Source organism: Methanolobus sp. WCC1 (genome assembly GCF_045690315.1).
Taxonomy (GTDB): Archaea; Halobacteriota; Methanosarcinia; order Methanosarcinales; family Methanosarcinaceae; genus Methanolobus; species Methanolobus tindarius.
The window spans coordinates 1392453-1406575 of the sequence record NZ_CP146979.1 but is presented as its reverse complement, the minus strand read 5'-3'; the positions used below and the strand labels follow the sequence as shown (position 1 = coordinate 1406575).

General features: G+C 36.4%; 8 protein-coding genes. 3 read left to right on the top strand and 5 right to left on the bottom strand.

The genetic code is table 11. The features are described 5' to 3' along the window. The first annotated feature begins 146 nt into the window (after positions 1–146). Together V7O61_RS06855 and V7O61_RS06850 are read left to right on the top strand one after the other, a co-directional pair. Positions 147–2456, top strand: a complete 2310-nt coding sequence (locus V7O61_RS06855) for a hypothetical protein (protein ID WP_407282322.1) — start codon at positions 147–149, stop codon at positions 2454–2456. 43 nt (positions 2457–2499) lie between these two features. After that, positions 2500–2682: a hypothetical protein gene (locus tag V7O61_RS06850; protein ID WP_407282323.1), complete on the top strand. Its 183-nt coding sequence runs from the start codon at positions 2500–2502 to the stop codon at positions 2680–2682. 26 nt (positions 2683–2708) lie between these two features. On the opposite strand, the gene V7O61_RS06845 is transcribed toward V7O61_RS06850, so the two are convergent. Beyond that, positions 2709–3935: a hypothetical protein gene (locus V7O61_RS06845; RefSeq protein ID WP_407282324.1), complete on the bottom strand. Its 1227-nt coding sequence runs from the start codon at positions 3933–3935 to the stop codon at positions 2709–2711. 440 nt (positions 3936–4375) lie between these two features. On the opposite strand from V7O61_RS06845, the gene V7O61_RS06840 reads away from it, so the two are divergent. After that, positions 4376–4849: a hypothetical protein gene (locus V7O61_RS06840; protein ID WP_407282325.1), complete on the top strand. Its 474-nt coding sequence runs from the start codon at positions 4376–4378 to the stop codon at positions 4847–4849. Positions 4850–5125: 276 nt separating this feature from the next. On the opposite strand, the gene V7O61_RS06835 is transcribed toward V7O61_RS06840, so the two are convergent. The 4 genes from V7O61_RS06835 to V7O61_RS06820 are packed head-to-tail and all read right to left on the bottom strand — an operon-like array spanning position 5126 to position 13834. After that, on the bottom strand, positions 5126–8338 hold the full coding sequence (locus V7O61_RS06835; RefSeq protein ID WP_407282326.1) for a type I restriction endonuclease subunit R: 3213 nt from the start codon (positions 8336–8338) through the stop codon (positions 5126–5128). Further along, positions 8338–10587 carry a DUF262 domain-containing protein gene (locus V7O61_RS06830; protein ID WP_407282327.1) on the bottom strand — a complete coding sequence of 750 codons (2250 nt, stop codon included), beginning with the start codon at positions 10585–10587 and terminating at the stop codon, positions 8338–8340. Before V7O61_RS06830 ends, V7O61_RS06835 begins: the two co-directional genes overlap by 1 nt. Then, positions 10584–11681 carry a restriction endonuclease subunit S gene (locus V7O61_RS06825; protein WP_407282328.1) on the bottom strand — a complete coding sequence of 366 codons (1098 nt, stop codon included), beginning with the start codon at positions 11679–11681 and terminating at the stop codon, positions 10584–10586. Before V7O61_RS06825 ends, V7O61_RS06830 begins: the two co-directional genes overlap by 4 nt. Positions 11682–11722: 41 nt before the next feature. Then, on the bottom strand, positions 11723–13834 hold the full coding sequence (locus tag V7O61_RS06820; protein ID WP_407282329.1) for an N-6 DNA methylase: 2112 nt from the start codon (positions 13832–13834) through the stop codon (positions 11723–11725). Positions 13835–14123: the final 289 nt, after the last annotated feature.

Sequence of the window (14123 nt, the reverse complement as noted above, 5' to 3'; positions counted from 1 at the left end):
TCATTGCTCACCTCCTTTTCTTCTTACAGGCACTTGTTTATGCGAGCAATAATAAAAACCTTTCAAAAGAGTTAAGTAAAGTAAAATTCATTTTGTAAAGTGTAATTGAAAATGCCTTACAACATTTATAATTAAGTGGGATTCAAATGACGGAAGAAAAACTATCAGATGCTGAGTGGAAAGTACTTGAATATTTCATAGTGACTGAAAGCAAAATGATTGAGTTGGTTCTTCAAAAAGACAATAAGCTCACATCTGAAAACCGAAATCTGTTTTCTACATATCCTAGCAGTATCGCAAAAGAAATTGATATTTCTAGGCCAACAGCTGGTGATGCATGCAAGATGTTCTCTAAGATGTCAATACTTGAAGTTGCCAAGCACAATTATACACATAAAAGAGGTGGTAAAAGTAATTTTTATTCGCTTAAGTCAGATCTCTTGACTATTAGAAAGCTTGTAAAACTGATAATAGAACAACTGCCTTACTCTAAAGCTCAGAGACTTCTAGATAATTACTATTTCACCTACAATTTAAATGAATCTCTTGTAAGAGAAGTTCTGTACGAAAAAGATGTAAACATATACCGGACATTTTACGCACTAGATTGGAACATAAATGATGCACAGAGCATAATTAACATTTTTGCGAGGAATGACAGATATTCAGATTATCATGAAATGGCGAGCAATTTTACTCAAAACATTGAGGAATCAATTGGAAGCTATGAGAAAGACAACAAGAAAAATGAATCTCAGTACATAGGTCAAATTAAAGATTTTTGCGATTCATTCTATCAAGACCTGAATGATCCTAATTTTGATGAGATGCAATATTATTTCAAAGAATACGATTTTTACAATTTATCCAAGTCCAGATATTACACTAGTAACTATCCTAATATGCACTATGCATTTATTGATCTGATCTCACCCTTTCCTTTAAAGCTACCAGTTTTTAATGATTCCATAAGTGAAATTGAGAAAATTGAAAAAATAAAAAAATTAAATCTCGATATCTTTTGCTATACATATTATGGTGATGCTTATGAAAAACTTAAGTCATTACCAAGAAGCCTGATATTGGAACTTAACACATCTATTTCACAATTGGAAGAAATACAAATAGAAATAGTTCAAAATTTAAATCAAAATAAAATAGCTATTATAAGTCGTAATGACTTACCTTTTAATGATTTAATAGAAAAGATTCATTATTACAAAAATAAAATTGAAGCAAATCAACTTCAAGACAAGACTCTTTCCCTCTATAATATCATTAAGAAAGATTTAGACGAATTAAACGAGTTAATTAATGAACAATTCAATTCTGTCAAACAACAAAATATAGATGAGTTTTTGGTCGATAGATTAAATTTAATTGAATCAAGATTTAAATTTAGACTTGAAAAACTTGATGAATTAAAAAATATAAAAGAAATAGAAAATCAATATATACTTAATAATTATAGCAATACTTTAAAAGAACACTATTCTGTTTTTCAATATGAAAAATTGATATTACCCATATTGGTTTTGATTCAAAGTTCGCCACTTGCTTTATATGAATTCCTTAATGGTGAGTGGGATTCTTTTGAACTCTCGTTCTTTGGTGATCAACAAAAGACAAAAAATAGTGCTTTTTTAGCAAAACTCATTCATATAGCATTTATTGATATCATTTCTAAGCCACGCTTTTTTGAGAAAGGGATTGTTGAAAGCATTTCTTTTGACTCATATTGTCCTTCATGTATAAATCACTTTGAAACCAGTGGAATTAATGATTATGAAAAATATGTAGAGTACAGGCACAAAATACTTGATGAATATTACAACGAACTCTCCTACAACAAACTAAGAATTATTGAAGGCACTTCTCTTAAAATAAAATTAAAACATATCTATGAGCTAACCCTGTACCTTTCATTTGTTGCTACAGGTAAAAACGAAGATCCTGAGATTTATCCTTCATTGACACTTAATGTTCTCCCTGAAATCGAATACAGCCTTTTTAGAATGAATAGAATTAAAGACATGTGTTCTTTCATTTCAAAACTCAAAAAAACAAATCTACCGGCATATGATCATGTGAGAAAGCTGTTTCCTCTTAAGGTTCAAAACACTATGTTGTATTTAGATTTATCTTGCCCACCTTCTTTGAGGTTAAAGCAAGAGATTTTGAATGAATTTAATCTCATTGTTTTGAAACCTGAATTATATCAAAAAGGAATATTCGATGTTTTCATTGACAGCAGTGATGACTTCAGGGAAGTATTAGATGATTTGTCTAAGAGTGATCTGTCCTTTAAAGATGTAATTCAAATGGTTCATTCTAATTCTTCCTCTGGATTATTGATGAAGTTGCTCGTTAACAATAAGCGTCTATTGGAAAGAATGTTTGAGGATGATATCGAGGCAGATAATTTCTTGAGCTTGTACCACACTGCTGTGGTCTAATTTTATTCATGCACAAGAATCATGGTTAGAACTAAAGATGTGTTTGAAAGAAAAGAAATTGGACGTAAGAGTTAAGCAAGCACCTGCACCCTCTCTTTCAAGCGTGTTCAATGAAAAAATAGAGTTTCTCAAAGGGTACATAGCATTATATGAAGAAAAAAGAAAAGGAGATAAATCATTCACTATAAACAAGCACGTGAGAGAATCGTTAAATCAATGGAATTAATTTCTGAGGTAATTAGGCATAAAACTTTAAATATCTATTAATTTAAAAAGACCTTTGTTTGAACGATAGATATATCCATTTATTCTCAATTCTTTAAATACATCTTCAAAATCAATTTGGGATAAAGTAATTTCTTTTTGTGCTTCTTTTACATCAAAAAAGGTGTCAAAACCGTAGACATCCTCTAGCTTCCTGAATAAAACTCTTCCTCTGACACTTATATCAGCTATTTTTGTGTTCAATGATCTTGTAGCACCAATTTTTTGAGCTTTTCTGTGCATGTCCACCCATAAATCAACTATTTCATTAACATTTTTATTGTCTACTGTGTCTCCTCTTTCAAGCCTCGCAATTGAACGACAAAGTCTAGGTATTGCTGAACCTAAATCTTGTTTATAGGCTACCTCTTTGCTTTTTTTGTATTCCCAATCAATAGCATAAAGCGCATCAGTTACTTTTTTCTCTAATGTATCTGGGATTTCTGGTTCAATCAATAAAGAGTTTATCAAAAACCCCCTCATTAATGGGACATCATTTTTATACCACTCGTCTCGTTCAGGACGTATTTCAGGTTCATAAGGAAGTGCAACGTGTACACGCGTCTCTTTTGGCTCATGAAATGCACAAGAAATTTCAATACTTTCGTTAGAATGTATTGGTTTTTCAGCTTTAGACATTTGGTATTGATTTCGTGATGATATTTTTCTAAAATCTCGGGGAATGAATGCCATTGATCTATAGAAACCATCCCATTGACCACTTTTACCTATAACAGAAGCACTTAACCCTCCTTTTTCATCAAATAATTGAGGGGAACCTAAAGCATACAAAGCTGTACATTCTGCTATATCTTCAATCATACCAAACTGACTTTTATACTGCTTTGAAAAAAAATCAACAAATTCTTGTGGTCGAATTAGATTGGATTTCTTTGCAAATTGTGAGGAATCCATTTCCTTCCATGAGTCGATATACTTTATGATAATTTTAGATAAATTATTTATTTTCCCAAATATCTGATCTTCGGTCTTTGCAACAGAAACCTCTATGAGTTTACCATCTGGAGGCATGGGACAATTTAAAGGAACAAAGATTTCCTCTTTTTTATTTTCTAGAAAAGGTGAGGCAGTTAACTGAAAAAAGCTTTTAGTTCTCTTATTTATTTTAACAAAACCTATATTCTCTCTATTAAAGAGTAGTTCTTTTTCAAGAGAAGCCAACTCAAACCCTCTGTACCTATTTTCAATCCCCATCTTTACACCTTAAAAAGTGATTTAATACAAGCAAATCTTTTATTGTTTATATATCTAAATATTTTATGGTTAGGATTATTGTTTTACTTTTTTGATGTCTGCAAGAATTAGAGTTACGTTTTTTAGCTATTACTTATTACCCAATAACTTATTGAAAGAAGCACAGTTTGAACCAGATGTATACAGAAGGTTGGAAATCGAACAAATATTATCTTCCAGGAATAACGACCACAAACCTTCGCCTCATATAGGCGTCATTTGAAAAGAAGCCTACAGGACATTGATTCGACCATATGACTTTTAACGCTCAACTGAATTTTCTTTATATTGTTCTAAACAAAAATCTATATATCTAATAAGCAATTTTTTAACTGACACAATTATTGAGTAAGTGTTCAAGAAGAAAAAAAATCATAAATCTCTATTAATGGAATGATGGTATGTCAAAAACAGATATCAAAGAAAAAATACAATTAAAAGCAAAAAAAGATTTTCCTATAAATGTGCCTAAAAATTTCAGAATCATTGATGCTAAAGTATCAAGAAGACTAAACAAAAACCGGAAACTTGTTTGTAAGTCATCAGACGGTAAGATTGGAGAGTTGGTTGGCAAGGACTCTTCCGAAAAAAGACTTTGTAGTAAATGCAAATATGTGTATGGGTTAGATGAAAATGGTAAAAATTTCAAGTGCAAACACAGCTGTATCCTTACATTAGAGCATGAAGATTCTGAAAAAGAATACATCCTAGATATTCCATATAGTGCACGAGTAAATTTTTCCCGTTACATAAAATCACTGATAGGTCAAAATTTAGATGTTCCAGATGTGATAACTACAATTACACGTGTTGAGAAAGAGAATTCACTTGGTACAACCTATCTTTTTGAGAGAACATTGCCAGAAAGTGAATGATAATTATGTAACGAATTAATTGGTTCTACAATCGTTGTAGAATCCTTTATTATTCTTGTCCACAAGTAACTCTATAACATCTTTGAAGATTACTTGGAATACCCATTGTGAGGATGTTGAAAGAACGAATATTAGATACGTGAAGTCAGGGAAAGAGGAAGGAATTAAGACCTGATGTTTCAAAAAGAAATAAAATGAAGAGTTAATCAAAGTCCCCTATAGTTTTAACCACATTGGTGTGGTTATTAGAATCAGTTCATCATCTGAGCTGTATATTTAAGCCGGAGCATAAGTTGATGTATTAGGACTATCATAAACTCTGAAGATATGATTATAGACCGCTTCTGCTTTAATCTCAACTTCATTGTCTGAATAACTGTCAGGAAGACCTGTGGTTTCCTCCCAAAGCCAGTCTTTTATATCTGTTTTGAGGGAGTCTCTGGTCGCTTCTTTTTCTCTCCAGTTATCAATATTCAACTTCTCAGCTTTTAAGTGAGAAAGAAGTTCAGATGCTACCTGCCTAATCTTTTTGATATCCTCTTTTGAGATATCTGGTTTGATCAGAAGATCAAAAATAGCAAGACTTTCTTCATCAAGACCTTCACGTATGTAACGTTTTGATTCATCATCCAAGCTTTCAGCAAGCTTCAGTAGTTCTTCAAAAGTTTGTTCTATGGTGACTCGATCCTTCTCATTGTTGTAGTCACTTACAATCTTTTCATATCGATTCTGGAAATTCATGCGCAAAGGATTCTGTCGCATCATTCTTTGAAGTCTTTGTTCTATGACTTCTTTCATGTCATGGACAACTGTGTTCTTAGTTTTGCACCTTTCAAATTCCCTGCGCAGAAGGTCAAAGTCAATTCTACTAATATCATAAGGAGTTCGAGATTCGCCAATTTCATCATCTGTGGGTTTAACAGATTCATCAATGATCCTATGCAGCTCTTTAATGATGTCTGTTATATCTGCTTCTTCTCTTGATTTCTGAAGCATCTTATAGATAATATTGATGGCTTCATATGACTGCCTGTAATCGTTTATGCCTTTTTCACTTAAGCAGAACTTGAACTTTCGGAATACAGCACGAGCCATTATCTCAAATCTTTTACGTGTCTCATCATTTTGATTGATGATCTCCTTTGCTTCATCGATGGCATTTATTTGTCTGAAGCCGGTTTCTTCAGTGATTCTCTCAAGACGGAAATCATGCGATAAAAGATATTCACGTACCATATCGATTGAATTCGTAAGGTCATCCAGAAGTTTCTCAGTTGGATTTGCAGGGTCAACTTCTGGCTGTGGTTCACCATCGATCATATCGCTACCCTTATGACCTGCAAAGACTGCCAGAGCACTCCTGAGATTTTTAAGGATACCACAATAATCGATTATCAATCCGTTGTTCTTGCCTTCGTTCACACGGTTGGCTCTGGCTATAGCCTGCATTAGGGTATGGGCCTTCAGAGGTTTGTCAAGGTAAAGAATAGACAGGCTTGGTACGTCAAAACCTGTTAACCACATGGCACAGACAACAGCTATTCTGAATGGATGCTCTTCCTTTTTGAAGGCAGAATCTACATCAATTCTTTTTCCATCTGCGGTTTCAAAGCCTTCTTTTATCAGCTTTCGGTGAGGAGTGATATCAATGTCCCATTTCCTGAACTTGTCAACCTCTCCCTGCTCCTCACTTATAATTATAGCCATAAGAGTTTCTTTCATCCAATTTATCTTGTTCTGGAGTTGAATCTCTTCCTGTTCATCCTGGATAGTAGCCAGTTCTTTTTCAAGCTCAACAATCTTTTCCTGCCAGTAATGAGCAATTAAATTGTACATTCGACCACAGGTAATCTTGTCGATGCAGATCAACATGGCCTTACCACATTCCCATTGTGTTGAATAATGATTTGTGAAGTCTCTTGCAATCTGATCCAGTCGTTTTTCAGCGGTGATGATGTGATATTCACGTTTGAGTTCTCTTTCAAGTTTTTGGGTTACATCCACATCATCGATCTCAAATTCCTCTAATTTTTCAGCGATACGCTCGTTGATATCGCTTGTAGTGATTCCAAGTCTGTCACCTCTTGCATCATAATAGAGTGGTACAGTGGCATTATCTTCAACAGCTCTCTGGAAATCATAGGTTGAGACATAACCACCAAAGATACGCTTTGTCAGTTCATCATCCTTGAACAGTGGTGTACCTGTAAATCCAAGGAAACTGGCATTTGGCAGTGCATCTCTCATGTTGCGTGCCAGCAGTCCTGATTGTGTCCTGTGTGCTTCATCGGAGAGAACAATTATGTCTTCCCTGGTGGAATAGGGATCTCCGTCAATCTTCTTGTTGAACTTCTGGATCAGAGTGAATACGAAGGCTTTGTGCTCACCAAGCATTTGTTTCAGTTGTTCTCCATCCTTTGGACGGCAGTGTTCTCGGTCATTATCAGCCAGTCCACAACCTGCAAATGTATTGTATATCTGATTGTCAAGATCAGTTCTGTCAGTACATACAAGGAATGTGAAATTTCCACCAAGCTTACGATGGATCTTTTGTGTGAAAAAAGCCATTGAATATGATTTTCCTGCTCCCTGTGTATGCCAGAAAACACCAAGTTTTCCATCAAGCTGCTTTCGATTAATTACCGAATTTATTGCACGATTGACTCCAAGATACTGATGGTTCTTAGCTATGATCTTAGCCACTTTTCCTGAGCTTTCATCAAACAGAACGAAGTTCTCGAATATGTCCATGAAATTGTCTTTACTGCAGATGCCTTTCAGCATCGTTTCCATGTCAACGATTCCTTCGTCTTCTTCTGCAAGCCGTTTCCATTCATGGAAATATTCGTATTTGCTGGAATATGACCCAATCTTTGATTGAATACCGTTCCCGATCATAACTATTGCATTATGGTGGAAAAGATGAGGGACTGTATCCTTGTAGTCTGAAAAATTCTGTTCGTAGGCTTTACGTATGTCTTTATGAACGTTCTTTAATTCAACAAATAGTAAAGGTATGCCATTGACAAATCCTATTATGTCAGCTCTTCTCCTGTAAATTGACCCTTTTATCCAGAGTTCGCGGACTGCCAGGAAATGGTTCTCTCCGGGATTATCAAAATCAAAAACCTTCAGGCGTTTCTTTACAAGATCACCTTTGTCATTTCTAAATTGAACCTGTACCCCATCTTTGAGCATCCTGTACTTGTCTTGATTTATCTGCAAAACTGATTGAGTAACAGAGTAATCAACGATTTGACTAATAGCATCCTGATATACAGAAGAGGGGAGTTCAGGGTTGAATTTTTCAAGTGCTTCTTTTAGATAACGAGTTAGTACTACTTCTTTTTCACTTGTACGACCGAGGGTACCATCATGGCCTAGAACTTCAGTATTGTAGGCATAAACTGAATTCCATCCAAGTTCATCGTGCAGATAGTTTGCTGTTGTCTGCTGCACTAAAGTATCCTCGTTGTACTTTTGCGTCATCAGGAGTACCTCTGCCTTATATAATCCTGTGTTTGACTGGGTGGAAGTTCGGTTGTAGAAGGACCAGTTCGGATATAGAATCGTTCGGTACCATCATCATTTAAGAAAACTGGTGCATTCGCTTTGTCACACTTGAGTACCATTACTCTTGAACTGTTATAGTCTTCAAAGTGTGGATGTATGCTGGTCATTGCCTGTGGTCCCATCCTGCTTTTAACAATATTTACTAAATGCAGACTCATTTTGTCCTCATTCTGGAAATCATCGGCATCAATGCCCACAGCTTTTCCATCATCTGAAACACCGATTATAAGACTGCCTCCATTAGTATTCAGAAAACCTGCCAATGTCTTTAGAACGACACGTTCCATGCGAGGGTCTTTGTTTCCAGTGTGAAGATTTGTCCTCAGAGTGGACTTAAATTCCACTGCAGATGATTCGCCATTCTGGATTAGGCTATCAATATCAAATTCTTCGAAATTTGTATCTGTATCTGCACTTGTTTGCAGAGTCTTATAGCCTTCAGCAATGACCTTTGCCATTAGTTCCCTTCGGCTTTCAAGGAAATCACGATAGTCCAGATTTTCCCAATTTTCTGGTAAAGCGTGCCAGTAATACATGCGAGTTAGTTCGTTGAGTGTGAAACGTGATTTAAAGTCAGGAAGGTATTCAGAGGGTGCTTGATCTGATATCTTAAGGTTATCCCCCCATTCCACAAGTGCATAGTTTGCAATTTGATTTGTATCACGAGTACCTGTTATTCCGTTATTTTTAAGGTATCCTTTAGGGAACAGGTGATGCCGTTCCAGTGATCTCTTTCCTTGAATTGAAGGATCCAACAGTTCGGATACTCTGGTTTTTGAAAAAAGCACTTTTGCATCTAGTAGAACCAAGGATGCATAATATGCGAATAAAGAAGGACTTCGTGAGGATGATGTTGCCATATCATTGGGTAATGTGACACTCCAGTAATCATTAGTAAGAGTTACATCACAAACCTGTTCTAAAATGTTAATAAATTGTTTTCCATCTTTTACATCACGGAAACGTGCAAGATCAAACTCCATATCAGATTCAGGTGATCTTGCAAAGCGACTTGTTACACATGACATGAAGAACCAACGGGCTATGGCTTGGCGTAGATCAAATTCTTCAATTCTGTACTCAGTTTTTCCTATCAAATAGAGCATATAGGCAAACAAGAGATTGTTCTTTGAACTAATCATTTTACCATTTCTGAAGCCTGCCTGACGGACACAGTTCATGAAGTCATGCCAGTATTGAAGGTTCAGTACCTTAGATTGTGCTTCTTTAAGTGCTTCAAACTGCTCTACTCGTCTTTCTTCGCTAAACGTTTCTGTTTCGAGGTCTTTTCCTCTTAGAATAGAATAAACATACTTCAGCCTCGCACGTTTGAAAGCTACTCCTACACTTACTCTTAACAATTGATCAGGTGTTGGTTCAATGAAATGGTTGAATGATGATAGACCACTTTTAGATGGTTTCCTTGCATCTCTGCAAAACATTTCAAGTTCAGTGCGTCCTTCTTCCCAGAATACTGACATTAAAGTCAGTATAAAGTCAGCCTGATTCAGTGATGTACCTTCACTATTGATTCTAACAAAAACTTCAGATACATCCTCTTCCGAGATATTAGCCGCCAGTTCAAGAGCAGTAAAAGGAAAGCTCAAAAGACCCTGTAATTTAGTTATGGCTTTACGTACCTTCTTTACGTGTTCATCCATAACCTCACGTGATTCCCGTAAACCTCCTAAATAGCTATCAACAACTTCGAACAAATCAGTTTCCTGATTCCATAGGACTGAAATGTCAGATATGTAAGAAGGATCCCGTAGGATTGCTGCATCTGCAACCTCGAATTTTTCTTCAAGTGGGTTAAATGCAATACGGATCAGTTCGCTTTCATAATTTTCACGGATGACTGGTACACCTTTAACAACCGCATACAAAGAAGTCAATCGCTGCTGACCATCTACAATAACAAGTCTTGGTGCCTTTTGTTTTGTATCGGTTCCAATTGTACGGGAATCAGCAGCTAATCCATTCTGCCAGAAAAGTAGATATCCTACTGGATATCCCTTGTACATCGAATCGAATAGATTACGTACCTTGGCATTCTTCCAGACAAAAGGTCGCTGGATATCTGGAAGACCAATCTCACCAAGCGATATGAATTTAACAAGTGATCCAAGATCGTAGTCAACTTTTGTAAATACGGTTTCACTCATACAGATATCTCCCCACTCATTAATTTAGGAAGCAAAAGGTCACGGGCTTCTTTTAATTTGAATTGTTGTTTTTTTAATGTTCGAATTTGCTGGAGTATTTGATATGAAAAATCGTAAAACTCTTTTGCAATCATCTTTTCTGGAACTATAATTGGCATTTGACGAAAACGACCTTTACTAATCTCTTTATATGTTGAGCCTCCAGCATGTGCACGAATTTCTTCAACTCTCCACATGAGATTGTACAATAAATACATACGAAGCCATTCTTCATGAGGGATAATGTTAATAAACCCTTGATTTGTGCAAACTTCTTTTTCAATTAATCCAAAAAACCCGACTGAAGCTCTGCTGGTCATCAGAATCGTTTCAGAGGGGACCATGCGTGCAGAAGATGATCTGAGACCTGCTTCCGTTATTTTTCTCTCAGAATCAATGAGTACCAGACAATCATTTTTTGTTATGTCTGAAGGAATTACCCACGTGATATCTCCCCCATCCCAATAATCTGGATTCTTAGTAGAAGGAGTTCCGCCTCCAATTGTATCACATACATCATCAATAATTTTTGTATGCCACCCCTCAGGAACACCATCTATGATCTTGACATGCTCATGACCTGGAAAACGAAGATTAACGAACCATTCTTTGTAAAGCAAACGGGCTGCCTGTTCGAGTAACTCTATGCGGCGCTGGTTGTTTTCAATTAAATCATCGTATGCAGAAAGTATATTAGCAATTTCTCTTTCTGCTTCCAGACTAAACAATGGAATCAAGATGCTGGATAAGTGATTTCTATTTAGTGTGGGTACACTAGCCCCAGCATTAAATGTAGTGAAGTCAATATTCTTCAAGAGATAGTAAATAAAGCGCTCATTATGATTTTTGAAATCTTTAACCCAGAGTGTTGTATTAAGTGGCCAAAAGTCATTAGGGATAAACTGACCGCCTCCAATACTTCCACTGCGTCCAATAACTACACCTGGACCTTTCACCTTTGATTCATTATGATATCCAGTAATACCCCTGGAAGCTACCACAGGGACTGATCCAGCAACTCTCTTGGATGTAGGCAAATCAAAACCACGTTGCAAAGTTATAACTTCATCTAAAGGAACCTTTTTAGTTATTATTTTCAGATTCCCAGCTCCTCAAAGTTCTTCTTAATAATTGCAGCTAATTCAACAGCTTCTTCATTGAGTCCTTCCAATTCAATATGAATTTCATTTATTGTTTCCTCAAAATCAAAGTCTTCATCTTCTTCCTCTGGAGCAATACCCACATAACGTCCAGGAGTCAGGCTCCAATCATTATCTTTTATCTCACTAATATCAACCAACTTCACCAAGCCTTCTACATCACGTAATTTTGCTTCGGGGAAATTGGAGGTGAGCCAGTGTGCATGTCGATAGAAATAGCGAATCTTCTTGAGTTGTTCTACAGCAAAATGGCGTGCTTCATTTGTTTCTTTGAGCTTACTGTTTACATCTCTACTGGACCAGTTTTTGCTTTCTTTGGCACTATATTCATTTTCACAAGTATCAATGAGCTGAGATATGAGTTTGTAAATCAAGTCTGCATCTTTGATAAGATCACGGCTTGTTTCAGCAAGTGGCTCTAGTTCTTCAACAGCTTGATTGAAGCTCACTCTTCCTTCACTTTCACTTTCATATCCTGACTGTTGCTCGTTCAAATTGTTCTTGAAAGCCTCAACATCAGCAATGAATAATGGAAGTTTTTCGTTGAGTTCATTCAATGCTTCTGGTTTATCTGCATCTTCGCTAAGCGTCTCGATGAAGTGGTTCAGTGGTTGATAGAGTTCTTTGATCGCACCAACAAATGCTGGTAATGGCTGGACTTTTCCATCTTCAGTTATACTCTCAAAACATGAATGGCCTTCCTCAAGCATTCTTCTGCAGTAACTATCAATCAAATCAAGAAAACGTTCTGTTTGGCCGCGATATAGCCAGACAATAGAAATTATGTTCTTTTCCTGTTCAGGACTAAAATCATAGATCTTACGTGTCACCTTTCGATAGATGTTCCGAGCATCGATCATGAGAACCTTATCACGGTACTCTTCAGGCTTATTGCGATTCAAGAACCAGAGCTCACAGGGTACTGCCCTTGTATAAAAGAAGTTATTACGAATGGATATCATGGCATCAACATCGCCACTTTCGATGAGTTTCTGTCTGACTTTTTGTTCATCTCCTCCAGCACTGGATGCCTGAGATGACATCACAAATCCTGCTCTGCCATTCTCGTTGAGATAGCTGTAGAAGTAATTGATCCATACGTAGTTGCCGTTGGAGACTTTCTTTTTCTTGTTAACTCCAGGAAGACCAAAAGGAAGACGTGGGTCATTCTTTATCTTCTCAGCATCAATCTCATCAACATTGAATGGGGGATTTGCCATCACAAAGTCAGCCTTTCCAACCATCTCATGAGGGTCTTCATAGTAGGTGATTGCTTTCTGAATATTCCCTTCAAGACCATGTACTGCCAGGTTCATCTTTGCAAGTTTGATGGTTGTGGGGTTCTTTTCCAGTCCATAGAATGTGACCATTTCTGTTGGATTCTTATTCATGTGTTCGATGAAATGAGCACTCTGAACAAACATTCCGCCAGAACCACATGCAGGATCAAGCACTTTACCATGTTCTGGTTCAATGACATTTACAATTGTCTGAACCAGTGAAACAGGAGTGAAGAATTCTCCTCCATCGTGGGCTTTCTGGTCAGCAAATCCAGTGAGGAAATATTCATAGATACGTCCAAAGATATCTCCTGTCGCTTTCTTAAGTGCAGAATCATTAAAAGTCCTTAGTAACTGTCCAAGAACCTCATTATCCAATTCCTTGTACTCGTTTTTGGGAAGAACTCCTTTCAGAGTCTCATAATCTTCCTCTATTGATTCCATTGCATCAAAAATTGCCTGTGATCTATCTTCACTGTCTGGCAATTCAACCAAGTAATCAAATTGAGCTTCTGGTTTTAGGAAAATAGCACCTTTTCCAGAGAAATCTTCTTTTGTGAGTGATCTTGTTTTACCACCACGTTTTGGCAGGGATTTCTCGATATCATCCTTGACATTTAAGTAACGGCTATAGGCATGTCGAAGGAATATCAGTCCCATAACTGGCATGAAGTATTCATTACTGGCGTAGTTAGAATTAGCACGCAGGTTATCTGCGCTTTTCCAGAGACGTTTTTCGATTGCCTCAATACTTTCTAATTGTGACATATAACTGTGAACTCCATTTTGTTAAACGTAGGGGAAATTAAGGATTGAGATACGTATTAAAGCCTCTTGTATGTGTCAATAAGCATATTTAGAACTGATAAAGAATATTTCATTATTGTTTGAACCATTTATAAAAAGGTTACTATTTTAGGCGCTTTGTCCGAAAAATCAATTTGTCCGAATATTCATGATTCTGTCCGAAAAATCGGATTTTTGTCCGATAAAGTATCTCAATGAATAATAGCAAGCCGCTGAAGATAGAGAGGAATGCTTAAAAAATCAGTCAACA

Bases quoted from the DNA above. Each gene is read 5' to 3' on its own strand.
- V7O61_RS06845 (WP_407282324.1), bottom strand. From the start codon at position 3,935: ATGGGGATTGAAAATAGGTACAGAGGGTTTGAGTTGGCTTCTCTTGAA.
- V7O61_RS06855 (WP_407282322.1), top strand. From the start codon at position 147: ATGACGGAAGAAAAACTATCAGATGCTGAGTGGAAAGTACTTGAATAT.
- V7O61_RS06840 (WP_407282325.1), top strand. From the start codon at position 4,376: ATGTCAAAAACAGATATCAAAGAAAAAATACAATTAAAAGCAAAAAAA.
- V7O61_RS06820 (WP_407282329.1), bottom strand. From the start codon at position 13,834: ATGTCACAATTAGAAAGTATTGAGGCAATCGAAAAACGTCTCTGGAAA.
- V7O61_RS06830 (WP_407282327.1), bottom strand. From the start codon at position 10,587: ATGAGTGAAACCGTATTTACAAAAGTTGACTACGATCTTGGATCACTT.
- V7O61_RS06835 (WP_407282326.1), bottom strand. From the start codon at position 8,338: ATGACGCAAAAGTACAACGAGGATACTTTAGTGCAGCAGACAACAGCA.